Origin of the sequence: Sporosarcina soli (genome assembly GCF_042655805.1) — a bacterium.
Lineage (GTDB): Bacteria > Bacillota > Bacilli > Bacillales_A > Planococcaceae > Sporosarcina > Sporosarcina soli.
Genome location: NZ_JBHSNO010000005.1, coordinates 41,512 through 67,283, shown reverse-complemented (window position 1 = coordinate 67,283; position 25,772 = coordinate 41,512). Strand labels below are relative to the sequence as shown.

At 42.3% G+C, this 25,772-nt stretch carries 19 protein-coding genes; 17 read left to right on the top strand and 2 right to left on the bottom strand.

Annotated features, from left to right (window positions below; translation table 11 throughout):
• Window positions 1-39 precede the first annotated feature (39 nt).
• Window positions 40-1,398 (top strand): allantoinase AllB, encoded by a 1,359-nt coding sequence (gene allB / locus ACFPRA_RS04610; protein WP_381431207.1) that lies wholly within the window; start codon window positions 40-42, stop codon window positions 1,396-1,398.
• A gap of 70 nt (window positions 1,399-1,468) precedes the next feature.
• Entirely contained in the window at window positions 1,469-2,815 is a 1,347-nt protein-coding gene (locus tag ACFPRA_RS04605; RefSeq protein WP_381431204.1) for an allantoinase, read from the top strand.
• 61 nt (window positions 2,816-2,876) lie between these two features.
• On the opposite strand, the gene ACFPRA_RS04600 is transcribed toward ACFPRA_RS04605, so the two are convergent.
• Complete coding sequence (locus ACFPRA_RS04600) at window positions 2,877-4,535, bottom strand: PucR family transcriptional regulator (RefSeq protein ID WP_381431202.1); 1,659 nt, start codon at window positions 4,533-4,535, stop codon at window positions 2,877-2,879.
• 263 nt (window positions 4,536-4,798) lie between these two features.
• Between ACFPRA_RS04600 and ACFPRA_RS04595 the strand changes: the two genes are divergently transcribed.
• Complete coding sequence (locus tag ACFPRA_RS04595; protein ID WP_381431200.1) at window positions 4,799-5,767, top strand: oxamate carbamoyltransferase subunit AllH family protein; 969 nt, start codon at window positions 4,799-4,801, stop codon at window positions 5,765-5,767.
• Window positions 5,764-7,140 (top strand): uracil/xanthine transporter, encoded by a 1,377-nt coding sequence (locus ACFPRA_RS04590; RefSeq protein WP_381431198.1) that lies wholly within the window; start codon window positions 5,764-5,766, stop codon window positions 7,138-7,140. Before ACFPRA_RS04595 ends, ACFPRA_RS04590 begins: the two co-directional genes overlap by 4 nt.
• A gap of 51 nt (window positions 7,141-7,191) precedes the next feature.
• Here the strand turns inward: ACFPRA_RS04590 and ACFPRA_RS04585 are convergent, their stop codons facing one another.
• Window positions 7,192-8,064 (bottom strand): alpha/beta hydrolase, encoded by an 873-nt coding sequence (locus ACFPRA_RS04585; RefSeq protein WP_381431196.1) that lies wholly within the window; start codon window positions 8,062-8,064, stop codon window positions 7,192-7,194.
• 166 nt (window positions 8,065-8,230) lie between these two features.
• On the opposite strand from ACFPRA_RS04585, the gene ACFPRA_RS04580 reads away from it, so the two are divergent.
• From ACFPRA_RS04580 to ACFPRA_RS04520, 13 genes are all read left to right on the top strand, one after another.
• Entirely contained in the window at window positions 8,231-9,889 is a 1,659-nt protein-coding gene (locus tag ACFPRA_RS04580) for a PucR family transcriptional regulator (RefSeq protein WP_381431194.1), read from the top strand.
• Window positions 9,890-10,163: 274 nt separating this feature from the next.
• On the top strand, window positions 10,164-11,426 hold the full coding sequence (gene allC, locus ACFPRA_RS04575) for an allantoate deiminase (RefSeq protein WP_465269693.1): 1,263 nt from the start codon (window positions 10,164-10,166) through the stop codon (window positions 11,424-11,426).
• A 73-nt stretch (window positions 11,427-11,499) separates the two neighbouring features.
• Window positions 11,500-12,267, top strand: a complete 768-nt coding sequence (allE, locus tag ACFPRA_RS04570) for a (S)-ureidoglycine aminohydrolase (protein ID WP_381431192.1) — start codon at window positions 11,500-11,502, stop codon at window positions 12,265-12,267.
• 25 nt (window positions 12,268-12,292) lie between these two features.
• Window positions 12,293-13,345: an ureidoglycolate dehydrogenase gene (allD, locus tag ACFPRA_RS04565; protein WP_381431190.1), complete on the top strand. Its 1,053-nt coding sequence runs from the start codon at window positions 12,293-12,295 to the stop codon at window positions 13,343-13,345.
• A gap of 121 nt (window positions 13,346-13,466) precedes the next feature.
• Window positions 13,467-14,516, top strand: coding sequence for an ureidoglycolate dehydrogenase (gene allD, locus ACFPRA_RS04560; protein WP_381431189.1), 1,050 nt, complete (start codon window positions 13,467-13,469; stop codon window positions 14,514-14,516).
• Between the two features lie 407 nt (window positions 14,517-14,923).
• A complete protein-coding gene (gene fdrA / locus ACFPRA_RS04555; protein WP_381431187.1) occupies window positions 14,924-16,669 on the top strand; it encodes an acyl-CoA synthetase FdrA in 1,746 nt (581 codons plus the stop codon).
• 70 nt (window positions 16,670-16,739) lie between these two features.
• A complete protein-coding gene (locus ACFPRA_RS04550) occupies window positions 16,740-18,014 on the top strand; it encodes a YlbE family protein (protein ID WP_381431185.1) in 1,275 nt (424 codons plus the stop codon).
• 137 nt (window positions 18,015-18,151) lie between these two features.
• The gene (gene arcC / locus ACFPRA_RS04545; protein WP_381431183.1) at window positions 18,152-19,087 is read left to right on the top strand and encodes a carbamate kinase; all 936 of its coding nucleotides are present in this window, start codon (window positions 18,152-18,154) and stop codon (window positions 19,085-19,087) included.
• Between the two features lie 363 nt (window positions 19,088-19,450).
• Window positions 19,451-20,830 (top strand): M28 family peptidase, encoded by a 1,380-nt coding sequence (locus ACFPRA_RS04540; protein WP_381431181.1) that lies wholly within the window; start codon window positions 19,451-19,453, stop codon window positions 20,828-20,830.
• 470 nt (window positions 20,831-21,300) lie between these two features.
• Complete coding sequence (locus ACFPRA_RS04535) at window positions 21,301-22,539, top strand: MFS transporter (protein ID WP_381431178.1); 1,239 nt, start codon at window positions 21,301-21,303, stop codon at window positions 22,537-22,539.
• Between the two features lie 189 nt (window positions 22,540-22,728).
• Window positions 22,729-23,616 (top strand): hypothetical protein, encoded by an 888-nt coding sequence (locus tag ACFPRA_RS04530; RefSeq protein WP_381431176.1) that lies wholly within the window; start codon window positions 22,729-22,731, stop codon window positions 23,614-23,616.
• Entirely contained in the window at window positions 23,613-24,410 is a 798-nt protein-coding gene (locus tag ACFPRA_RS04525) for a hypothetical protein (protein WP_381431174.1), read from the top strand. The genes ACFPRA_RS04530 and ACFPRA_RS04525 overlap by 4 nt, the downstream gene beginning before the upstream one ends.
• 425 nt (window positions 24,411-24,835) lie before the next feature.
• Window positions 24,836-25,735, top strand: coding sequence for a helix-turn-helix domain-containing protein (locus tag ACFPRA_RS04520; protein ID WP_381431172.1), 900 nt, complete (start codon window positions 24,836-24,838; stop codon window positions 25,733-25,735).
• The last annotated feature ends 37 nt before the right edge of the window (window positions 25,736-25,772 follow it).

Sequence of the window (25,772 nt, the reverse complement as noted above, 5' to 3'; positions counted from 1 at the left end):
AAAAATGAAAATGATTGATAGTTGAAAGGGGAAATTCAAATGGCATTTGATTTAATTATTAAAGGCGGAAATGTGGTATTGCGTGACGGTGTTTACAAGGTCGATCTCGGTATTAAAGATGAAAAGATTTCTTGTATCGCTGAAAATATTACAGACAATGCGAAAGAGGTCATTGATGCAACTGGCCAATATGTCATGCCGGGAATGATTGATACACATGTACACATCAGCGAACCTGGACGTGCAGAGTGGGAAGGATTCGAAACGGGTTCGAAATCATTAGCTGCCGGTGGGACAACAAGCTATGTGGAAATGCCGCTGAATGCCCTGCCAGCAACAACCAACAAAGCTGCATTGGATTTGAAGCTGGAAGCAGCTGTTGACCAAAACTACGTCGACTATGCATTTTATGGCGGACTCGTCCCTGGGAATGTGGATAAGCTAAAGGAAATGTCTGACGCTGGCGTTCTCGCTTTCAAATGCTTCTTATCCGATATTACAAGTGATATTCCGGATGATTTCGTAAATGTGGATGATTTCACATTGTACAAAGGTATGCAAAAGTTGGCTGAATTAGATCAAATTCTTTGTATCCACGCAGAAAACGCAGCTGTTCCCTCTGGCCTTGCGAAGGAATTTGCAAGAGAAGGCAAAAATTCCGGAGTGGAGTATGCGGAATCCCGCCCAATTTTCACAGAAGTGGAAGCTGTTCAACGTGCAATCCTTTTTGCTAAGGAAACAGGCTGTAAATTGCATCTTGTGCATATTAGTACGTCAGAGGCCATTCAGACGATCTTGAAAGCGCGTGAAGAAGGTGTAGATGTAACAGTAGAATCATGCCCGCATTATTTTGCCTTTACTGCTGAGCAAGTTGATGAAATTGGTCCGAAGGCAAAATGTCAACCGCCAATCAGAAAAGCGAAAGACCAAGCAAAATTATGGGACGAGCTGCTAGCTGGAAATATTGACTGGTTAACGTCTGACCATTCACCATGTACGGAAGATTTGAAGCAAGGAAATCTTTGGGAAGCATGGGGTGGCATTAGCGGAGCGCAAAACAACGTAGACCTGATGTTTGATTTGGCGGTTAAACAACGTGGACTTCCGGTTCATAAATTTGTTGACTTGATCGCAACGAATCCTGCTGAACGCTTTAATATTTCCCATAAAGGTGAAATCGCGGTTACGAAAGATGCGGATATCATTTTAGTGGATCCGAACCAATCATATACAGTGAAAAGGGAAGACCTTTACTACAAAAACAAACATAGTGCATACGAAGGCAGAAAAATTGACTGCCGTGTCACAAAAACGATTGTTCGCGGAAATATCGTATTCGATTTAGAACAAGGAATCGTTGGAGAACCGGTCGGAAAATTAATTTCTGCTCAAAAATGATTTTAATCCATCCCTTTGTCATTGTCAGAGCCGGCAATGGCAAAGGGAAAATTACTTGGAGGAATGAAAGATGACTACATACGATTTAATCATTAAAAACGGGAACATTGTCACAGCAGAATCCATTGTTCAAGGTGATATTGCGATTCAGAACGGCAAAATCCAAAAAGTATCAATTGGCCAGCCTCTTGAAGGTTCCGCAGGTCGAGAAATCAATGCAGAAGGTCTTCATATTTTGCCGGGATTAATTGACACGCATGTGCACTTTAACGAGCCGGGAAGAACAGAATGGGAAGGGCTTGAAACAGGAAGCCGAGGCTTAGCAGCTGGTGGCGTAACAACTTTCTTCGATATGCCGTTAAACAGCACACCGCCAACGATCAACAAAGCGAACTTGGATTTGAAAAAGGCTTGTGCCGATGAAAAGTCGATTGTGAATCCTCGTTTCTGGGGTGGACTTGTTCCGGAAAATATTAACGATTTAAAAGAGCTCCACGAAAACGGTGTCATTGGTTTTAAAGCGTTCATGTCACCGAGCGGTATCGCTGATTTCAATCATGTGGATGATGAAACGATTTTCAAAGGGATGAAAGAAATCGCAACGCTTGGCTCCCTACTTGCTGTTCACGCTGAAAGTACTGTGATTTGTGATCAACTTGCAGCGGAGAAGCAAGCGCAAGGTAAAACGACAGCAAGAGATTTCGTGGAATCTAGACCGATCATTTCTGAAATTGAAGCGGTAAGACGCATTATCTCTTATGCAGAAGCGACGGGCTGTAAAGTACATGTTGTCCATGCGAGCAGCAGAAAAGTCGTGGAAGTCATTCAGGCAGCGAAAGACAGAGGCGTAGATATTACAGTTGAAACTTGCCCGCATTATTTAGCACTGACTGTCAAAGATCTTGAAGAAAAAGGTGGATTGGCAAAATGCTGTCCTCCATTACGTGATGAAGATGAAGTCGAAGATTTATGGGTTGCGGTTGCAAACGGTGAAATTAATGTCATCGCTTCTGACCACTCTCCAGCTCCGGCATCTATGAAAACAATCACGGACAACTATTTCGAAGGTTGGGGCGGAATTTCAGGTGCTCAGTCCACATTGAACATTCTATTAACTGAAGGATATTTCAAACGAAACCTTCCGTTAGAAAAAATTGTTGCTTTAACAGCGACAAACCCGGCGAAATTATTTGGACTTGAAAATAAAGGGACAATTGCTGAAGGATACGATGCTGACTTAGCGATTGTCAATTTAGAAGAAAGCTTTGAACTGAAGAATGAAGATTTATTCTACCGTCATCAGCACTCTCCTTATGTCGGCATGACATTTAAAGGGAAAGTCCAATCGACGATCGTCAACGGTGAAGTCGTTTTCGAAAATGGCGAAATCACGGCTAAACAAAAGGCGAATGCCTAAATTCAAAAATCCCTAACCGCTCAAGGTTAGGGATTTCGCTTTAGCTTCGGTTATGGGATTTCTAGTTTTCAAATGCTTCTTCATCCGCTTTTAATATGGAACCGATAATGAGTGCTACGCGGATCCGTAAAGAATCGGCTGGATCGCGGAGTGAGCAGTTAAGCAGCTCTTCTGTTTTTTCGATTCGATATTTGACCGTATTTCGGTGAATGAATAATTTTCTGGAGGTTTCCGAAAACTCACATTGGGTATCCAAGTATACTTGGATCGTTTTTATTAATTCTTGATCTTCTTTCGTTTTGGGATAAGCCAATGATTTTAAAGTGTTTTCGTAAAGCGCTCTTAAATCTTTACGGGGTAGGGTATTTAACAATTCTTCTAAATCCCTTGTTTTGTAGAATTGGGTAAAGCCCTTCATATTCTGGTCGTATCCATTCAAGATAGCTTCCACGGCTTCGTAATAAGCTGTCGGTATATCTTTAAGGGAAGGCACGGAATGGCTGACCCCGAAAGAAAGACTAAAATCCCCATTGCAGTTGGCTTGAATGTTTTCGATAAATTCAGTAATGGTATTGATTTCTTGATCGCTATAATCCGAGAATTGTAAAATCATAGCGAAGTACTTACCTTTTGTAAATAAAGTCGCTTCTAAATTTCCATGTATGATTTCATCTTCAAGCTGGTCATACACGCTATTATGCAGTTCCCCCACCTTTTTTTCGTACAATTGCAGATTATCATATCTTTCGCCTTGGGCATCAATCGTACAAATTACACAGACATTTTCCAAGTCTTTTTGTAACCCATAGTAGTTGGACCGGCTGAAAATCTCTTCATCCGAATGGATCTTCATCTCGATTAAATCCGCAAAGAAGTTATTTTTCAATAATCGTGAGTTTTCTTCAATTGCCTGTTCTTTAATAATTGTAAACGAGATGACATTCCCCGCCTGTTCAATCGCCATTTGTGAAGAAGGGTAGGGCAAAGTGAGTGAATCGAAGATGACCAGCATGCTTGGATATTGGCGCTTCGTTTGAACCGGAAATGTGGAAACGGATTGTTGTTCCTGTGACGGGATGGTAAAAGTAGCCCCTTCCCGTGCAGCCGGTAAGTTTTCTCTTACCTCTTGCAGAATTTCCTTTTCAATCGCCTTCATCGATTCTTTTGAAAAGTCGTGACTTTGAGCGATTTTTTCCCCCCTATGGTTCAATAAAAGGGCAGGGCGCGCCAAGAAATGGCCTAATTGTTCCAACAAGGCATTTAAACTGTAGCCTTTAATGAGCATATTGGAGAACTCTTTTTGAACATGTAAGGCATAATATAATTGTTCGGCTTCATGGTCATTTAAATAATTCAAGATATGGCGGGAAACGTCCCCGAGTGTATGCTGAGTTGGTAAATCAATAATCGGGAATGCCAGATCATCAGCCAGTAATTTCACCTCGGCCGGCAAGTGCTTAAAGAATCGATTGATTTTAATGACCAGGCCTGAACAATTGAGTTCATGCATTTGTTTGATTAACTCGCAGAATTTCTCCGTATCATCCTTGAATGCATAGCCGGTGGTAAGGAGAAGGTGGTTTTTAGCTAAAAAATGAATTACGTCAGGCGTATCAGATATATTAACAGATTGCACGTTTCTTGTTAGACCGCGATGGCCGGCAAGTACAATGCTTTCTTTCATGCCTTCTAAGATTAATAAATCGTTCATGGTTTTCATGTCAATACCCTCTTTATGAAAAAAATTCTACAGCTACAAACGATCAACTCCACCTTGGTGAATTTACGCTTATGTCAATTCTTCTTTTGTTCGAGTTGTCTATCGCTCCTTAATTTTACGTGAAAAGTAAACAAAAATCAAATTATAAATTGGTCATTTTAGACAATGACATTCGAAATGGTTGGCTATAAAATAGAACAGATGAAAGTGTGGAAAAAGGGGAAGCTAGGAAACGGTTAGAATCAAGTTTTGAGGTGAAGAGATTGTTTGATTCAATGGATAGGGCTTTCGGTAATCATAACGAAGTGTTTGGATTGACGGTGCCTGCAGCAAGTGAAGATGTTTCCCGTATACTTGACAAAAACCCAAAAGGGAAAATCCATAGTGTTTTTACGAATAGTTTCAATTTAGCCTTTGGCGAAGAACTCATCCATGTCGGTGCAGTCGAGAACGGGCTCGCTCCATTCGGAATGGGGCTTGACCAAGCAACTGCCAAGCACTTGACCAAGCTAATGAGCGTGAATCAGGCCGTTTATTGGGATAAAAGGTCCATGTCCATCATTTTACCCGGAGGGATTTTCCTTTTGCTCAGTCAGGTGAAATGGACAGATCATCGGATGCGACAATTGGATGGCGAGCGTTCTTATCTGAAAGACAATTTTGAGTTTGTGGCAAGCAGGCTTCTGAAAGCAGATTGGCAAACGGGCCTGGCCGAAACAGAGGAAGAAAAAAAGCGGATCGTCGATTATTTGCTGGATTCATCGTCCTCCGATGAGGGAAATCTTGTTTTAGAGAAGCTCGAAAGCTTGCAGAAGCTTGTCAGTCATCCTGGAGATTTGGATGCGAAACAAGTTTTTGATTATTGGATTGGCAGGGGGCTCGGACTGACACCAAGCGGAGACGATTGTATAACGGGGATTTGTGCGGCCCTTTCCGCGTTGGAGGGCACTGACCAAACGTTTCGACAACAGCTGAAATCCTATTTGGCCGAACATGGTCGAAAACGGACCACGCATATTGCGTTGGAATATCTTTTGTATGCGACTGAAAACAAATTTCATTCACACCTCCTTGAGTTATGTTATGTTATGGATAAACCGCGGGGGACTGAATTCTTGCATGCTCTTGAAGAGATGAAGAAAATGGGCCATACGTCCGGAACAGATACGTTAGTGGGCGTGTTGATGGGTATAAAAGCTGCTGTACTCCTCAAAAAAAGAAAAGAAGGGTGATTGTTATCAAAGAGTTATTAAAAACAAGCAATTGGATTTCGGGCTTACAGTGGCTCTTTTTTATTTTTACGAATATTGTTGTCATACCGGTTACAGTCGGAGCGGCCTTTGATCTGTCGCCAGAGACGATTGTCAATATGCTACAGTTATCCTTTATCGTGACAGGACTTGCATGTATCGTCCAAGCGTTTCTAGGACATAAGCGCGCCATCATGGAAGGGCAATCCGGCCTTTGGTGGGGTGTTATTTTAACGCTTTGTACGACGGCTGCGGCGCAAGGGATGCCTTTGCCTGTTTTAGGCGGCAGCTTGACGGTTGGTATTATCATTACCGCCATTTTGACTTTTTTGATCGGTATAACAGGACTTGGGCCACACATCGCTAAATTGTTTACGCCTGCGGTAATGGGGGTATTTATGTTCCTGTTCGGCTGTCAATTGATCGGCATCTTTTTAAAAGGGATGCTCGGCATTCCTTTTGGCAATCAATCTGAGGGCGCAAATATCCATTTATCCATTTCATTATTATCCATTATCATCGCGATACTTGTAATCGTTATTAGCGTAAAGGCACCTTCAAGTATTCGACGTTATGGATTGCTAATTGGAATTATTGTTGGCTGGATAGCGTTTGCAATTATTTTCAAACCGGAAAGCCCTATCAGCGAAAATACAAAGTTTGCGCTTGAGTTATTCCCATTGGGCAAGCCGGCATGGGACGTCGGCATTATCATTACGACTATTTTAGCTGGACTCTTAAATACGGCGAATACGTTTGGCGCATTAAAAGGGACAGAAAGTATGTATGAGGTGGAAACGAAGAAGTCCGAATACAGAGCATCATTTACGATTACAGGTGTATTTACGTTAATCGCAGGTATTTTTGGTCTTGTTCCCAATTCACCTTATGTTTCATCGATTGGTTTCTTAAGCCAAACAGGAATTATAAATAGAATTCCATTTGTACTTGGTGGACTTATGTTCCTCGTAATGGGGCTTATCCCGCCGCTAGGACACTTTTTCTCACAGATTCCTCTAAGCATTGGTAGTGCAGCGTTATTTGTTTCGTATTTGTTGCTGTTGAATTCTTCCTTGAACTTCTTTAAGCAAGTTGAATTCAATACAGTTAACGTTTACCGTTCCGCTGTTCCTTTGTTCGTAGGCGTTGTGATCATGACCCTTCCTGCATCTTATTTTATTACCATTCCAAGTGTGGTCCGTCCATTGCTGAGCAGTGGTTTGCTAGTCGGGATCATGCTAGCACTTCTTTTGGAAAACCTGTTCAAATGGGATAAGTACGGTGTAGAAGCGGAAGCTAAGCAAAAGGAAGACACAAGCTCTATTCCTGATAAAACCGATTTGCAGACAAAATGAATGAATAGCATAAAGAAGGGCTGAGAATTTGATCTCAGCCCTTTTGTGATCTTATATGAGTTTGCGAGTCAAGAAAGAGATGACTTCTTCGAAAGCATGCTGAACGACCGGGTTTTCCCAATCTTCATCGAATTGGTGCTTGCCGTCGGGAATAGTGATGAATTGTTCATCCACGCCGTTTTTTCTTAACGCTTCGGCCATCAAGACAGATTGCTCATAGGGGACGTCCTCATCATTGGTTCCGTGGAGAAGGAGGGTTGGTGGGAAATCAGCATGAACGTGGTTAAGTGGGCAATACTTCGACAGTTCTTCTTTTTCTATAATAGGAATAAGGCCAGTCAATTCCTCGATCCAAACACCATGCTGTCTTGCGTACATATAAAGCGCATACCGTTTTTCAATCGGACCGACTGAAATGATGTCGTTTGAAACGAGCATTTTAGCAAGTTCCCTTGGAACATTCGTCATTTTTGCATAATGGGGGCTTGGCTTTAAAGCCCAGTCTCCGAGAATATCCCCATACCCGTAAAAAGAAACGATAGCTTTCGGTTTTTTCGTGAATGTCCCTGTCAGGAGGGCGAGAAATCCGCCTGCGGAGCTTCCGATGACAGCAATGTTTTCTGGATCATAGTCAAACTGCTGAGCGCCTTCTTTTTCAACCCAATCCAAGGCATCAGCAATATCCTCTTTGATTGCGGGTAGCTTGGATTCAGGTGCTAAGCGATAGTCGATTGAAAAGATGTTAAAGCCGGCTTTATGGTAATATTCGATCTGCTCGGATTTCATATCTTCACGCGAACCCCAAAGAAGACCGCCGCCGTGGATATACATAATGACGGGACGGTTTGTTTGGGACGCAGGATAAAAATCTCCTTTGAGCTCGAAATTTTTTTCTTTCTTAAAAACGATAGTTGTTTTCAACATGATGTCACACTCTTTCTTTCATTCATTGTTAAAGCAGTCACGCATTATTTTAGTATTGTATAATAAAATGGACGAAATTTCGAGGAATGTTTTTTATGATGTCAATCGCGCATGAGAGATGAGGTTACCACTAACAATACCACTGATAGGGAAAGGACGGCGGCAAATGGAGCTTAAGGTGAAAGATTTATTGGCCATGGAGCCAATGAAAGATGCTGTGATTTTAGGGGGGCAACATTATATTCATAATACAATTGAAGGGGTAACCATCATGGAAGGCCCGGATCTTGCAAGATGGATTAAAGGCGGAGAAGTGATCTTAACCAGTCTCTATTCAATCCGAAACTTCGATGAAAAAGAAATAAAGGCGTTTTTTGCAAATTTAGCCGAAAAGAGAGTGAGCGCGTTCGTTTTCAAACAATCCAATGCGGACATTTCCAATCAATTGATTGAAGCGGGCGAAACTTTCATGATGCCGGTCATCCAATTGCCGAATGAGATCCCTTTCGTCGATGTTATGTATCCGATCATGGGGGAGCTTTTTAATCATCAGGTCACCAAACTGCAGTATTATAAGGAGATCCATGACCGCTTCACGGCCTTGTCCCTTGCTGATGAAGGCCTTGAGAAGATTATTAACACTTTGGAAGAACTGATCGGCAATCCGGTTGCTTTGTTTGATCGGAACTTCAGTTGCATGATTTCGACATACCCTGGCCTTGAGACGTTCGAAATGGTTGAAAAAGTCCATTTTTATGAACCGACAGTAGGCATTAAATTTCCACATTATCGGCAGATCGTCAAATACCCGGAATTGGATAATTGTAAAGGGCATCAAATTGTCGTTCCGATTGAAACACTGAATGATAACAAAATGTATTTATTGATTGGCGAAATCAATAAATCGCTAGGCGAACTGGACTTGATCGCCGTAGAAAATGCGGCCATTTCTTTGTCACTTGAATTGGTCAAGCAGTTTGCGGTTGAGGAAGTGGAGAAGAAATATAAAAATGACCTCGTTGAAGAGCTTATTAGTGGCAAAATCCAATCCATCAGCGCCATTTATGAAAAAGCGAATGTCATCGGCTGGGATTTCATGGGGCCTTTTGTAGCGGTTCTCTTCAAAATCAATCGCCTGACAGACAGTGTATTGAAACAAAAAAGCGGGCTTTCCGATCGAAGTCATTACCTCGTGCACGAAGCGATCCATCATTATTTGCCGAATGGCATTATTTCGAATCGGAGCAATTTGTTTATCGTCCTGTGGAAAGTGGAGAGGACAAACCCGAATGATCCTTCCTGGATGAAAGAGATCAAGGGCATTTCCCAAAAGATTCAAGCGCTTGTCAACAAACAAGTTAAAGAGATTGCGGTTCAAGTTGGCATAGGGAGTGCAGTCAGCGATATTACCGACATTCCGAAAAGTTATCGGGAAGCCCATGATGCGCTAGATTTAGGTGAGACGTTGAACGGCTTGGAATCGATTACGGCCTTTTCGGAATTAGGGATTTTCAGACTGCTGCGTCATATAAAAGATTCCTCTGCACTTATTCAATTCATCCCCCATTCTTTGAAAGAATTACTTGAATACCAACAAGCCAATCAGGCAGATTTGCTAAAAACATTGCAAACCTTCCTGGAGTGCAATCAAAACGTTACGCAAACAGCCAAACAGCTCTTTATACACAGTAAAACAGTTGTCTATCGTTTGGAAAGAATCAAAGAAATAACGGGTATGGATTTTGACGATTCGGAAGAAATGCTATCTGTACGGGTCGGATTGAAGATTCATGAACTGATCCAGCGAGAGAATCAAGAATCCTAAAAGAGGCAGCGGAATGGGCTGCCTCTTTTCAATTCCGTTGTCCTTCTAATTATCCAAAGTAGCTAAAAAAAAGCTGGAACTTTATCCATTTGAGCTAAAGACTATTGGGGGCGAAACGTTTACAATGGTTAATGGAGCCAAAAAGACGCGAAAAATGATATGATTCAGTGCCTATGACCTGCATGAATCATAAAACTGCATGAACTAAATAGTAATACACTCTTTACAGTAATGACAGACAATTTTTACATAGCGAGGAAAAGGGCGATGGAAATTGGTAAATGACATTAAAGAAACAATACAAAATCTTGATCAACTAGCGACAGAAACAGCTGATAGACTTGAATGGTTAGCTGAATTTGGAAAAGATCCTCAAGGCGGTGTTTCACGTTTACTCTATACAAAAGAGTGGGTCGAAGGTCAGAACGCACTTAAAGAATGGATAGAGAGTGAAGGTTTAGAAGCACGTTTTGATGAAGTTGGAAGTTTATTTGGTACCTTAAAAGGGAAAAACACAAACGAAACGGTCTTGACAGGCTCCCATGTCGATACTGTGAAAAACGGCGGTCGCTTTGATGGTGCTTATGGCATTGTCGCTGGCATCTTGGCTTTGAAATACTTGAAAAAGCATTTCGGTCAACCCGTTCGAAACATCGAAGTTGTCTCCATGGCTGAAGAGGAAGGAAGTCGTTTCCCTTACTCATTCTGGGGCTCTAAAAACATTGTGGGTATTGCGAAGCGCGAAGACGTTGAAAACATCAATGATTTCGACGGCGTTCCTTTTGTTCAAGCAATGGAAAATGCAGGCTTTGGCTTCAGAGACGAGTCCAAAGGGCCGCGCGAGGATTTAAAAGCATTCGTTGAAGTGCATGTTGAGCAAGGAAGCGTCTTAGAAACAGAAAAAATTTCAGTCGGTGTCGTAAACAACATTGTTGGGCAAAGACGGTATACGGTTGAAATAACAGGCGAAGCTAATCACGCGGGCACAACGCCGATGGGCTATCGAAAAGATGCTGTTTTTGCAGCAAGCCAAATGATCTATGAGATTATATCGATGTCCAGGGAAACCGGAGATCCACTTGTAACAACAGTCGGGAAAATCGAAGCGCTTCCAAACATTGTGAATGTAGTACCAGGAAAAGCTATTTTCACAATTGATGTCCGTCATACGGATAAAGAAGCATTGGTTGCTTTTACAGAACAGATGACGGCTAAAATGCAAGACATCTCGGAAGAGCACACAGTTGAAATGACGATTGACATGTGGATGGATGAAGATCCAGTCCCGATGAATCAACAGGTTGTTGAGCTCATTGAGAAACAATGTAAAGATAACGGCTTGAATTATAAGCTAATGCACAGTGGAGCTGGACACGATTCCCAGATCTTTGCTCCTGTGGTACCGACAGCTATGCTGTTTGTTCCGAGCTTGAAAGGGATTAGCCATAATCCTGCTGAGTTTACAGAGCCAACTGATTTGGCAGAAGGCGTGAAAGCACTGATCGGTGCGCTTTACGAATTAGGCTATAAAGAATAATTCGCTGGTACATGAATGTTGTGAAAGTCAGGTGTTCACCTGGAAATATATACAAACAGAGGAGAATGTAACAATGGGTTATCCAAAAGATTTACTATCAAGCAGATCGATTATTAAACCTGGTCAATATGCACTAATCGCTCCAGAAGGATTAGTGAATAATGTTATTCCTGGCTTTGAAAATTGCAGAATCTCCATTTTAGGTTCACCGAAACTGGGTGCAAGCTTTGTCGACTACATGGTGACATTGCACGAAGGCGGAAAAAACAGCGAAGGTTACTGCGGTGAAGAAGACGTACAATGCTTCGTTTATGTCGTTAGCGGTAAAGTAAAAGCAAAAGCGGACGACGAAGAATTCATTCTCGAAGAGAGCGGCTACCTCTATTGCCCTCCAGGCGTAAAAATGTATTTGGAAAACTTGGAAGCTGGTGATTCCCGTCTCTTCCTATACAAACAAAAACATACGCCACTAGCAAACGGACGCAAACCTTGGGTTGTTTCCGGCCATGCGAATAACATCGAGTATATGGATTATGATGATATGCACAACGTTCACCTTAAAGATCTCTTGCCATTGGATCTTGAGTTCGACATGAACTTCCATATCCTTTCATTCGATCCTGCAGCAAGCCACCCATTTGTTGAAACGCATTACCAAGGTCACGGTGCTTACCTTCTATCTGGTGAGGGTATGTATAACCTAGACAATGAATGGATTCCAGTTAAAAAAGGTGATTACATCTTTATGGCACCATATGTGCATCAAGCAGCCTATGCAGTAGGTAGAGAGCCATTGACATATGTGTATTCTAAAGATTGTAATCGGGATGCATCATTATAATATACCCAATTAAAGAGGTGTCACGATGAGAGTAAGCAGAGAGGACTTAAAAGGTCTAATCAAAACGAAGCTTCATAAAGCTGGCCTGAACGAAGAGCATGCTGATGTCGCGGCAGACGTACTGACGTTTGCTGACGCAAGAGGCATTCATTCCCACGGGGCTATGCGCGTGGAGTATTATGCAGAACGAATCGCAAAGGGCGGAATCAATACGAATCCGGACTTCCGATTTGAACAAACCGGCCCATGCTCCGGCGTATTTCACGGAGACGGCGGAAATGGTCATACCGCAGCGAAGTTAGCTATGGATGAAGCCATTAAAATGGCGAAAGAGAATGGTGTTGCCATTGTCGGCGTCAGAGACATTTCTCACAGTGGAGCCATTTCTTATTTCACGGAACAAGCGGCAAACGCAGATGTTATCGGCTTTTCCGTATGCCAATCGGATCCAATGGTCGTACCATTTGGCGGTGCCGAGCCTTATTATGGAACCAATCCGATCGCCTTTGCTGCTCCAAGTAGCGATGATCGCAAGATTACATTGGATATGGCGACAACTGTACAAGCTTGGGGGAAAATCCTGCATGCTCGTTCAAAGAATGAAGCCATTCCAAATACTTGGGCGGTGGACAGCAATGGGGAACCGACAACAGATGCGTTTAATGTAAATGCATTATTACCGATTGCAGGACCAAAAGGTTATGGTCTAGCGATGATGGTGGATGTCCTTTCAGGGATCCTTCTTGGACTTCCATTCGGTAACAAAGTTTCCTCGATGTATGAAGATTTGTCAGAGTACCGGAAATTAGGTCAGCTTCATATCGTCATCAATCCAGCATTCTTTACAGGAATCACTGAATTCAAAAAAGATATTACGCAAACGATGGAAGATTTAAATCAGGTCAAACCAGCACCGGGCTTCTCGAAAGTCCTATACCCTGGACAAAATAATGATCTGGTCATCGCGGATTACAAGGAAAACGGTATTGAAATCGTGGATGATATTTATGAGTATTTAAAATCGGATGTCGTCCATCATAACCAATATGATCATAAAAACCCATTCGCTGCTGAGTAATCTACTGGCGAATAGAGATAAACCGGTTGAACTGGAATCAGAGGAAGTGCGAACTTCCTGCCGATTCCAGTTAAACCTCCGGCGTGATTGATCGAGGAACAACTTAAAAGGGGTGTGTGGAATGAGATTAAGTAAAGAGCAGTTGAAGGATCTAATTGTGAAAAAGCTTCACAAAGCAGGATTGACTGAGGATCATGCGAGTGGCGTTGCAGACGTGCTTGTTCATGCCGATGCCAGAGGTGTTCATTCTCACGGGGCAATGCGAGTCGAATATTATGCTGAACGAATTGCTAAAGGTGGATTGAATAACAATCCCGATTTTAAATTTGAAAAAACGGGACCTTGCACAGCTATTTTTGATGGCGATAATGGGGTAGGGCATGTAGCAGCGAAGTTAGCAATGGACGAAGCGATCCAAATGGCAAAAGAAAATGGGGTAGCCGTTGTTGGTGTTAGAAGAATCGGCCATAGTGGCGCTCTTTCTTACTTTGTCCAACAGGCCGCAAATGAGAATTTGGTCGGTATCTCCGTGTGCCAATCGGATCCGATGGTCGTTCCTTTTGGCGGTTCTGAACCTTATTACGGAACAAACCCGATTGCTTTTGCAGCTCCTGGTAAAAACGGCGAGCATATTACATTTGATATGGCCACAACCGTTCAAGCTTGGGGTAAAATTCTTCATGCTCGTTCAAAAAATGAATCCATTCCGGACACATGGGCTGTTGATAGCAATGGAGAGCCGACAACTGATCCATTTAAAGTGAATGCTTTAGTACCGATCGCCGGACCAAAAGGATATGGCCTTATGATGATGGTTGACGTCTTATCCGGCATCTTACTAGGACTTCCATTCGGAAACAAAGTGTCGTCCATGTACCATGATCTCACGGAATATCGAAATCTCGGACAGCTTCATATCGTCATTAATCCGGAATACTTTACAGGATTAAGTGCTTTCCAAGAAGGCATTGCCACAACTATGCAGGACCTGAACAACATTAAACCGGCTTCCGGTTTCGATCAGGTTTCTTACCCTGGACAAAGAAGTGCTGAACGGGAGAAGAAATACGAAGAAGACGGCATTGAAATTGTAGATCATATTTATGATTATTTAGTTTCAGACGTTGTTCATAACAATGCATATGACAGTAAAAGCCCTTTTGCTAAATAAGTTTTTTGAAGGATACAGGGTGGTCTGCTTTAGTAGCCGCCCCCTTTCCCACGCCGATTTTGCCTGTGGCGTAGCTAATTTTCTTTAACTTGATTCAGCAGAAGTCCCCGACTGCCATAAGTGGCGGGATGAATGCCAGAATGCATTTCGATCAGAGCTGGTTCAAACTCCCTGTAGCTGACGCTTCGCTTTCAGTACAAAAAGATTTGCTGATTCAAGTTAAGCCTCCGGCGGATGTCACAGATTTTGAAGGGAGTTATGGAAGGCAGTCTAAGTGCGCGACGTCCTGTCGCAACGACTGCATGACCTACATCCTGTAGGCCTCAATTCAAAATCTGGACGCAATTACGCCGAGGCGCAATTGATAGTATAGATGTACAAATAATCATGAAGAGGTGCGTGAAAACATGCTTTATACGATCGTAAAACAGAATTCATACCAGGATTCAGTTAACCTAATGCTTCTCACGAATAAAATTGCAACAATGGAAGGCGTAAACAAAACTCAAATCATGATGGGGACGCCTGCGAACAAAGATATCTTCAAAACTGCGGGCCTTTTCACAGAAGAGCTTGAAGCGGCTGCTTCCAATGATATGTGTATCGTTGTTGACACAGATCAAGAAGAGAAAATTCAAGAAGTACTTGATGAAGTCGATAACTACTTAAGCAACCAAGCAATTGCTGGTAGCAAAGAAGCGTTTGAAACGGTAAATACATGGGATAAAGCGATGAGAGCACTTCCTAGTGCAAACCTTGCAATCATTTCTACACCAGGTCAATATGCTGCTGAAGAAGCAGAAAAAGCGTTAGACCGAGATATGCACGTTATGATCTTTAGTGATAACGTAACAATCGAAGACGAGCGACGTATTAAAGAGAAAGCGCATGAAAAAGGTCTTCTTGTTATGGGTCCTGATGCTGGTACAGCGGTTGTTTCTGGTGTTCCACTTGCATTCGCGAACGTTATCAAAACAGGTAAAATTGGTGTAATCGGTGCTTCTGGAACGGGTATCCAAGAAGTAACAACTGAAATTGACCGTCTAGGCAGCGGCGTGAGCCATGCAATCGGTACGGGTGGCCGTGACCTTGCTGATAAAATCGGTGCAATCACAATGCTTGATGGTATTAAAGCGCTAGCGCAACATAGTAAAACAGAAGTCATCACACTTATTTCTAAGCCACCAGCTAAAGAAGTGCGTGACGAAGTTGTCCAATTACTACAAAGCATTTCTAAACCGGTTGTTGCTATTTTCCTTGGTGAAGAGCCACATAACCATGAAGGAAATGTATACTATGCCAATACGCTTGAAGAAACAGCTGCAATCGCTGTAGATCTTGCTAAAGGCAACCCAATCAAACCAAATTACAATAAACTCCATGCAGAAGTGCCTGCAGTGGACTTGAAACCAGAACAAAAAACAATCAAAGGTCTATATTCAGGTGGTACGCTTGGTTATGAAGCAGCTACTTTGATCAGCAGAGGCCTAAACCTTGGCGAAACGGATCATGATGAAGCGGGTTACCTTCTAAATACAAACGGCTTCCAAGTAATCGACCTTGGGGACGACATCTATACACAAGGTAAACCACACCCAATGATCGACCCGGATACACGTATCCAATTCTTCCAAAAAGCTGCACAAGATGAATCAACAGCAGTCATCCTATTTGATGTGGTACTTGGTTATGGTTCACATGATGATATGGCTGATGCATTGATCCCTGGCATCGAAAAAATTCAACAAGAAACAAAAGCAAATGGCCGTAACATTTACTTTGTTGCAACGGTTTGCGGTACGGATCAAGATCCACAAGATCTAGACGAGCAAAAAGCGAAGCTAGAAAAAGCTGGCGTTATCCTTCGTGATAGCAATAACCAAGCTGCTCTAACTGCTTTGGCAATGCTTGACATCCAAATCGAAGAAGTAACAAAAGAGCTTGTTCCTGCGGAAGAAACTGCAAAGGTTGAAATTACAGTTTCAGAAGCAATCGAACAACTTTTGACTGAAAAACCAAGCGTAGTGAACGTTGGATTGAAGAAATTTACAGAAGCAATCACTGCAAACGGTGGTCGGGTTGTACAATACGACTGGCAGCCATCTGCTGGCGGAAATCCAAGATTGCGCGAAGTCTTGCGTGTACTTCGATAATCTAAGCGCCTTTAAAGGTAATTAGAAAAAAGATTTACACGATCATTGAATTTTTTAGGAGGAAAGCATAATGTACGGACAATATAAAACAATTGATGAAGCAAACCAAGCAGTTATTGATAAAGTCGTATCAGGCGCACCATTTCTAATTGATGTAGTTCCAGCCAAATCCGTTATTGAAGAGTTAAACGGGAAAGTATTACTTCATGCAGGACCGCCAATCAAGTGGGAAAACATGACAAGCCCGATGCAAGGATCTTGTATTGGTGCTACATTATTTGAAGGCTGGGCATCAAACCCAGATGAAGCACGTGCAATGCTTGAAAATGGTGAAATCGAATTCATCCCATGTCACCATGTAAATGCAGTCGGCCCAATGGGAGGCATCACTTCTGGAAGTATGCCAGTTCTTGTTGCTGAAAACCGTGACGGCGGTAACCGTGCATATTGTACAATGAATGAAGGAATCGGCGCAGTACTTCGTTTCGGTGCATACTCAGATGACGTTATCAACCGTCTAAACTGGTTCAGAGATGTACTTGGTCCAACACTTTCTAAAGCACTTCAAGTAAAAGGTGACGGCTTAAACGTCAACGTTATGATGGCTCGTGCAATTACAATGGGCGACGAATTCCACCAACGTAATATTGCAGGATCACTTATTTTCCTAAAAGAAATCGTTCCATTCATCCTACAAACAGATGTGAACGAAAAAGACAAGCAGGACGTTATTCAATTCCTTGCTGACACAGATCAGTACTTCTTGAACATTGCAATGGCTTCAACGAAAGCGGTAATGGATTCAGCACGCCAAATCCAACATGGTACAGTTGTTACAGCAATGTGCCGTAACGGATATGAGTTCGGAATCCGTATCGCAGGTATGGGCGACCAATGGTTCACAGCGCCTGTTAACACACCACAAGGTCTCTTCTTCACAGGCTATGATCAAGACATGGCTTGTGCGGACATGGGTGACAGTGCGATCACTGAAACATTCGGTGTTGGCGGTATGGCGATGATCGCTGCTCCTGGGGTTACTCGTTTCGTAGGTGCTGGCGGTATGGACGATGCAGTAAACACAAGTAATGATATGATTGAAATCTGTATCGATCATAACCCTAACTTCTCAATTCCAACTTGGGATTTCCAAGGTGCTTGCCTAGGAATTGACGCAAGAAAAGTTGTTGATAAAGGAATCGAGCCGGTTATCAACACAGGTATCGCGCATAAAGAAGCTGGCGTTGGCCAAATCGGTGCAGGTACGGTTCGTGCGCCATTAGCATGCTTTGAAAAAGCGATCGAAGCTTACGCAGTGAAGCTTGGACTAGTCGAAGCAAAATAATGGATTTAGTTGGAGAGGGATAGTTTTAGCTAGTTCCTCTCCTCTTTTCTGTGAAAAATGTAAGTGCTTGCTATGCAAGATCATCAAGTTAAAAATGAAAAGAAAATTTATGTTACTTTACTAAAGGAGACGTCTCAATGAGCAAAATTGTATTAGCGATCGGCGGAAACGCGATTATTAAAGAAGATCAAAAAGGAACACTTGAAGAACAACAACAAAATATTAACGAAGTCTGTGAACCTGTTCTTGGACTAATTGAACAAGGAAATACAGTTGTCATTACACATGGTAATGGCCCACAGGTTGGTAACTCATTAATTAAAAACCAAATGGCAGAATCTGTTGTTCCAGCTTATCCGCTAGATGTTTTAGATGCTGAAACGCAAGGTAACTTAGGTTACTTAATTCAACAAGCATTTAGAAATAAAATGGTTGAACGCAATATCAATAAACCTGTTGCGACAATCGTTACACAAGCGGTTGTTTCTAAAGAAGATCCGGCTTTCGATAATCCGACAAAACCAATCGGTCCATTCTATACACAGGAAGAGCTAGACAAAATCCTTGAAACAGAAAAAATCTCTTACATCGAGGACAGCGGAAGAGGATACAGACGTGTCGTTGCTTCTCCAAAACCAGTTACAATTGTTGAGAAAGAGGCAATTCAAGCTCTACTTGATAAAGAAATTACAGTTATTACAGCTGGCGGCGGTGGAATCCCTGTTATCGAAGAAAACGGCATGCTAAAAGGTACAGATGCGGTTATCGATAAAGACTTCGCAAGTGCTCTATTGGCTGCAGAAATCAATGCAGATTACCTATTCATCGTAACGGGTGTTGAGCAAGTAGCGATCCACTTCGGTACGCCACAACAAGAAAACCTATTTGAAATGACTGTTGAAGAAGCACTGCGTTATATGGATGAAGGCCATTTCCCTAAAGGAAGCATGGGTCCAAAAATCGAAGCAGCTATTCTGTTCCTGAAAAAAGGTGGCAAAAACGTCATTATCACTACAATGGATAAACTTCAAGATGCTCTTGAAGGGAAAACAGGTACACGCGTAACGCTATAATGTTCATTGATTGAATCCGGAAAGGCAGCTCTAGTAGCTGTCTTTTTTTGTACGTTTTTGTACCTTAACGTGGATGATTGGATTCAGTAAGGGATCTTTGGCGCTCTAGAAACGATGTAATAGGAAAGACCTTTGCTCTAGAACTTTTTACTTATAGGGGTTAAGAAAGTATTACTTCAAGCGTACAATTTATCGCACGATGATGGGTCTTGTATACACTTTTTTAGATGAAGTTCCTTCTTTTCTTTCATTTATTTACCAAAAGAACTATCCAGAAAATTGGTTCTAAATGGACTTTATCAAATTATTCTATTAATTATACTTGATAGGGAAACAAGTATTATTTAGGAGGTATGATGAAGGATGAGAAGAAAACCGTTTATTGCATTTGTATTGGCTACAAGTTTAATCGTCGGGCTACCAGCAGCATATGCACAGGAAGCAACTGCTCCATCCGCTCAGACACAACAAGCTTTTGATAATAAAATTATCAAAAGAATCAATGTCGATAACATTTATAATGACATTGGGCATCTTTCTAGTGAACCGCGTATAGCGGGTACACAAGCTGAATGGGTTGCAGTTCAGTATATCGAAGCGAAATATGCTTCATTTGGATACGATACCGAGATTCAGCCTTTTACGATTGAAAGTTATGAGGCACCAACCGTTTCCGTTACAGTAGCGGGTGATTTGTTGAAATCCGATAGCTTCACTTACACGCCGAATGGGGAAGTAACAGGCGAAGTGGTTGACGTAGGGCTTGGAACAGAAGCTGACTTGGCAGGTGTCGATTTAACGGGTAAGATTGCTTTGGTTAGAAGAGGGGACATTTCCTTTGCAGACAAAGTGCTAAACGCTGCTAAGGCGGGAGCATCTGCAGTGATCATCTATAACAATACGTCAGGTTCGTTAAATGGAACGCTTGGTGCAACGAATGATGCGTTTGTACCTACCGTTTCTCTTTCACAAGACGATGGTGATCGGATAGCCCTGGCATTAGCAAATGGACAAGCCATTTCAGCAACAGTCAAAGTAGCGGGTGGCGGCGTTCTACAGAAAACGTCCCATAATGTAGTTGCTGTTAAAGAACCTTCGAATAAAAAGAAAGCGACAGACCAGATTATCGTTGTCGGTGCCCATCACGACTCCGTTGCGGGGTCTCCAGGTGCGAATGACGATGCTTCCGGAGTAGCCACTTCCATTGAGTTAGCCCGTGTCATGGCCAATATGCCTACGGATACGGAAATCCGTTTCGTATCGTTCGGTGCTGAAGAGCTGGGACTTCTTGGATCCTATGCCTATGTTGAAACTCTTTCCCAAGATGAGCGTGATAGAATTGTCGGTATGTTCCAATTGGATATGGTAGGAAGTCGAGATGCCGGTGATCTGGTCATGTTCACGGTAGATGGGGAGAAAAATGTCGTCACTGACCTTGCAGCAGCTGCTGGGGTGAGAACAGGGACTACGTTAACTTATGGACAAGAGGGACGAAGTGACCATGTGCCGTTTTATTATGCGGGCATTCCAGCTGCCCTATTTATTCATAGCCCTACTGAGCCTTGGTACCATTCACCAGAGGATTCCTTAGATAAAATCAGTAAAGCGAAACTCCAAGAAACAGCAGAAATCGTTGGGGCAGCGGTTTATCAAGTTGCACGTCCTGACACACCTGCTTTGGAGCGAGCAAAAGTTGCACCTAAACCAGTGGATTATGAGAAGGAAATCGGTGGACTTCAATAAGGATAGAAAAAAAGCGAGAGAAAATGTTCTCGCTTTTTTCTGCTTAAATTTTAGGATGACTGATTGCCTCTTCATTTAAAAGGGGGTGTTGATGTGATTTGACTGTGCAGTCCGGACGCATTAACAATTGTCGATCATTTCCTTTAACAGTTGAAAAAGCGGAAAAGCCTATGGTAAAATGAAGCTTACTTCAACAGAAACGGAGGTTTTCCTTGTGACAGCATCAATGAGACTTAGAATCCAAGTTTTGAACCGTTAACTGAATACGTTCAAAAGCTCTGCTTATTAGGCAGGGTAAAGGGATTGGTCTGTCTATTTGAGGAAAACTTAATGAATCATTTAGAAGAGGGAGACGAGTCTGCCCTCTTTTTTGCTGTCTAAAAATATAAATGACGAACGAATATTTCCAGTAAGATAGGACCTTACCGTTTTGAACTAGTAATACTAATTTATAAAAGGTCGTGAATCAGATGAATTCTGCATATGAAAACTGGAAAAGAAATATTATTATCTTTTTAAGTAGCCAAACGATTTCTCTTTTTGGCTCTTCTTTAGTCCAATATGCGATTATGTGGCATATTACGTTAACTACACAGTCGGGGATGATGATGACGTTGTTCATCATCTGTGGTTTTATCCCGACGTTCTTATTATCACCGGTGGCAGGGGTGTGGGCAGACCGTTACAATCGGAAAATCCTAATTATCGTTTCGGACGGATTGATTGCGCTATCGACGCTCATCCTCGCCATCTTGTTCCTAATGGGGTATGACGCCATTTGGTTACTGTTTGTCATGGCGGCGATCCGGGCTGTTGGAGCGGGCATCCAGACCCCAGCAATCGGGGCGATTTTGCCGCAAATTGTGCCAGAGGATCAGCTGACGAAAGTGAATGGCACGAATGGGAGTCTTCAAGCGGTTATCATGTTTGTGGCCCCGATGGTTAGCGCGGCATTATTGACGATGACTTCCCTTGAGGTGATTTTCTTCATTGATGTCATCACCGCGGCGATTGCGATTTTCACGTTAGTGACATTGCTGAAAATTGCCGTGCATGAGAAGGCGGCTACAGAACAGACAACGAGTTATATGAGTGATTTCAAGGAAGGTTTGTCCTATATTAACCAGCATGCGTTCTTGAAAAAGTTCTTTCTCTTTTTCGCTATCTTCTTTGTATTGATGGCACCTGCGGCATTTTTGACACCTTTGCAAGTGGCGCGCAGTTTCGGTGACGATGTGTGGCGCCTGACCGCCATCGAAATCGCTTTTTCGGTCGGAATGATGGCTGGTGGAGGCATCATTGCTGCTTGGGGCGGTTTTTCCAACAGAGTGCATACGATGACCTTTGCGAGTGTGTTGATGGGCATCTGCACGTTTGCATTGGGGATTGTCCCGATTTTTTGGATCTATTTGATGTTCATGGCTGTGTTTGGCATTGCGATGCCGATTTTCAATACGCCAACGATGGTGTTAGTGCAAGAGAAAGTGGATAGTAATTATTTAGGACGGGTCTTCGGCGTGTTCGGGATGATTTCCACTTCCATGATGCCGATTGGAATGCTCATTTTCGGGCCGATTTCGGATGTTGTGAAAATTGAATGGCTACTTGTAGGAACAGGCATCCTCATTCTTATTGCCGGTGTTTTCTTGAGCCGGAGTAAAGTGTTGTTGGAGGCAGGAAAAGCGGCAGTGAAGGAGATTTCTGAGTAGACTTATTTCATCATAAAGTATCTCGATTACGAAGAGTTGTAGATTATGCAAATTTTTGGAAGCCCTCTTTTTTAGAAAGAGGGCTTTTTTGCTATAGATTTCCCAATCCAGGTTTTAATCGATCGAGTTGAAACTTATCCCAGTATGGTACGTAAAGAAGGAAGCAGATTATGAAATAAGGGTGATGTCATGGATGCAATAAAGGAAATCGTGGAAAGGAGACTTCAACATGAAGGACTCCGTTCGGTCATACCGGACGTGGAAGATTGCAAGCTTCGTATCGTGTATGAACAACATGGCCGGTTGTTGGAATGGCTACTTGTTGAGAAGGGGAACCGGAGTGGCGGTTATTTGATCGAACACCAAGCTGATCGGATGACCATTCTCTCTGACAGGAATGCTATTGAGCAATGTATGACGGTTGAACGAAATCTACAGGCACTCGGCAAAATTGCAGATGTATTTTTCAATCCGACGAAAATTCGCGAATGGCAACAGCCCTCCCCAAAGCCACATAAAGGAGTGAAAGCCTTCCAAACCTATTTGGAACTTTTCCCATCGTTAAAAGACAATGACAAAGCGCTGTCGCTTATACGAATGGAACGGGAAGAAGCGGAATTTGTGGTGACACTATTTGAAAGAGTACGGAGCTATTATGAACCGACGGCCGATCAGAAGGATTCCATCTTATGGAGAAACGCTGAGCGATTCCGTTCAGATACCATGATTGATCTTCTGCAGGATTTGCATAAAGCTTTTCCAATCATGCAGAAGGTTGCCAAGCTTCCTTTTCAAATGGCTCATCAGCTCGGTTCTCAAAAAGTCCGGCTCATGACGGGCATCGGCTGGCGATGGATGCATTGGCAAGTGTATACCCATTGGCATGATGACTATTTTTATATATTTGACCGTTGGAAATCGAACCCGAATAATTATGAAGTCATGCAGCAAACATTGCTGGAGTCCGTGCGTCCTGTCGTTGCAAGACTGTTCCCGAACGAGATGATCGTCTCCGAACAGACATTGTCGTGCGAGCGTGAGCCGTTTCGCTTTCGAGAGGGGGAACGAAACGTATGATTTTCACCTACCTCTTAATGCTAGCGGGTTTGGTTCCGATGATCCTGTTTCTTTTCGCACTCATTGAACATCGCCATTATCGTATTCTTTTACGCTGTTTGTGCATTTGTTTAGTCATTTGGCTTTTTGTGTATGGCATTGCAACTATGGTCAATTTCCATTATTGGTCTGCCCATGAGATGCCGTTTTTTCCAGCTTGGGGAGAAATCAATATTATGTTCTTCTTGATGGTTGCCATCTTTGCCATCATTTTCGCTATCGTCATTGTAACCAGTCTACCAATCCGTGTTTCCATCGGGGAATGGTTTACGCAATATGGGAAAGTGCTGGTCGCAATGGGTACGTTCTGTTTGACGATTTTAATCATATTTATTTTCATCATGCCAGCGGGGCAGAAGTATGCATACAGCCTGGTTCTGGATAAAGGACACCGTCAGCTTGCACAAGTGGTCCCTGCTACTGATGATCCTGTTTCTGTGGTCTTGGTGACTTCCGAGCAAAATTGCTTTTCCAGGTCATCCAGTTCTAGCTGCCGTGATTCCTATTATGAAAATTTGGTGATGGCGAAGAATAATCACAGCCAAGGCTTATGGGTGCAGATGGAAATCGGATTTTTTAATAGTCGCAACGAAGTGATGGACGTCATGCAATACGGTCCTGTCTATTTTGCAGCGGGGGAAACCAAACCGATTCTGCCCGAATATGAAGCAGATCAGACGAGTGTTTGGAACCGCTGGACGAATCATACGAAGAGGCAGACCACAGACATTCAATATCGGTATGCGTGGCAGTGAACTTTCGAGCATTTATCTTTGCTGAAAAGGGGAAAGATTGAGGAACAAAGATGAAGATAATCGAAGTTAAAGCCGTGGAATAGGTTGTTTGTAGTTTGCAAGAAAGGGTGCTTGGATGTACTCCATTCCAAGTTTTTTTCTGCGTATATTTGATCACAATATAAAATAGGAAACAATTCATCCTTTAGTGGTAATGTACATATAGGATGGATTGTTTCATTCTTAGCTGACCGCAGAAGTACAAGTATGAAATTAAGATCGCCGAATCGTGGTATGCTGATCAAATATCTTTCCCGTGCTCCAGTTGAACAACCCTTTTTAAGTTTTTATATTCTTCCTATTCAGAATAAATAACTTATGATATTCTTAAAGCGAATGAGCGAAAAAAGGGTGAATGGGTTTAATGAAAGAAGAAGGTGGAGAGTATGAACGATAAATATTATCAACCGGTGGATAAAGGGATCCAGGCGATTCATAATATCAATCAATCGAATATTATGGAATGCCAGCATTTTCATGATAGCTATGAGGTGCATTTCACGGTATCGGACAATCTTAAATTTATCATCGACAATGAGCTTTACGAGGCTCCTAAAGGTTCTGTATTTATCATCGATTCGTTTGTTCCCCATATGACTTTAGTGCCTGATGGGGCATGGTTTGAACGTTATACAATACATATTAAACCAGAAGTGATAGAAGCACTGAATACCTTTTCCGACTATGATCTAGTCGACCTTTTTGATTTTAAAGAGATGGGGAATGCTTGTCATATCAAGCTGGATCAGCATGGAATATTAATGTTTGAGAGCCTATTAAGTAGGCAAATCGATTATTTGAGAGCAGACTATTTTGGTGCTGAAGTTTTTCAGAAGCTTACATTAACTGAAATTCTGTTCTATCTTTTAAGAATGAGAAAAGAAGGTGTTTCGCAACAAGCCCACGGTGTTTCTGATGAGAATTATAAATTAGCGAAAAAAATAATCGATTATATTCTGGACAACTTGGAATTAGATTTAAACCTTGACGTTATTTCCTCTACCTTTTTTAGAAGCAAGTCTACCATTAACCGTATTTTTAAACAGTATTGTGGAACGACTGTTAATCAGTTTATTTCTTCCCGCAGAATCTATCGGGCTTGTGAACTTTTAAAAGAAAACATTCCAGTTTTCATAGTATGTGAAAAATCAGGTTTTACGGATTACAATCATTTCATTCGAGTTTTTAAAAAGTATGTTGGGATTACACCAAAGCAATACGCGCTTCAACATTTACATACAAAAACGCCAACCGACATAAAAAAGCAACTCAATAAGCAAAAGTGATATTGACAGTTTGCCTTTTTACTAGACGTTCGGTATT

Excerpts from the sequence above, each read along its gene's own strand:
- ACFPRA_RS04550 (WP_381431185.1), top strand. The coding sequence starts at position 16,740 with ATGTACGGACAATATAAAACAATTGATGAAGCAAACCAAGCAGTTATT.
- ACFPRA_RS04540 (WP_381431181.1), top strand. The coding sequence starts at position 19,451 with ATGAGAAGAAAACCGTTTATTGCATTTGTATTGGCTACAAGTTTAATC.
- arcC (WP_381431183.1), top strand. The coding sequence starts at position 18,152 with ATGAGCAAAATTGTATTAGCGATCGGCGGAAACGCGATTATTAAAGAA.
- ACFPRA_RS04520 (WP_381431172.1), top strand. The coding sequence starts at position 24,836 with ATGAACGATAAATATTATCAACCGGTGGATAAAGGGATCCAGGCGATT.
- ACFPRA_RS04580 (WP_381431194.1), top strand. The coding sequence starts at position 8,231 with ATGGAGCTTAAGGTGAAAGATTTATTGGCCATGGAGCCAATGAAAGAT.
- ACFPRA_RS04525 (WP_381431174.1), top strand. The coding sequence starts at position 23,613 with ATGATTTTCACCTACCTCTTAATGCTAGCGGGTTTGGTTCCGATGATC.
- fdrA (WP_381431187.1), top strand. The coding sequence starts at position 14,924 with ATGCTTTATACGATCGTAAAACAGAATTCATACCAGGATTCAGTTAAC.
- ACFPRA_RS04535 (WP_381431178.1), top strand. The coding sequence starts at position 21,301 with ATGAATTCTGCATATGAAAACTGGAAAAGAAATATTATTATCTTTTTA.
- ACFPRA_RS04605 (WP_381431204.1), top strand. The coding sequence starts at position 1,469 with ATGACTACATACGATTTAATCATTAAAAACGGGAACATTGTCACAGCA.
- allD (WP_381431190.1), top strand. The coding sequence starts at position 12,293 with ATGAGAGTAAGCAGAGAGGACTTAAAAGGTCTAATCAAAACGAAGCTT.
- allD (WP_381431189.1), top strand. The coding sequence starts at position 13,467 with ATGAGATTAAGTAAAGAGCAGTTGAAGGATCTAATTGTGAAAAAGCTT.
- ACFPRA_RS04585 (WP_381431196.1), bottom strand. The coding sequence starts at position 8,064 with ATGTTGAAAACAACTATCGTTTTTAAGAAAGAAAAAAATTTCGAGCTC.
- ACFPRA_RS04530 (WP_381431176.1), top strand. The coding sequence starts at position 22,729 with ATGGATGCAATAAAGGAAATCGTGGAAAGGAGACTTCAACATGAAGGA.
- allB (WP_381431207.1), top strand. The coding sequence starts at position 40 with ATGGCATTTGATTTAATTATTAAAGGCGGAAATGTGGTATTGCGTGAC.
- ACFPRA_RS04600 (WP_381431202.1), bottom strand. The coding sequence starts at position 4,535 with ATGAAAACCATGAACGATTTATTAATCTTAGAAGGCATGAAAGAAAGC.
- allE (WP_381431192.1), top strand. The coding sequence starts at position 11,500 with ATGGGTTATCCAAAAGATTTACTATCAAGCAGATCGATTATTAAACCT.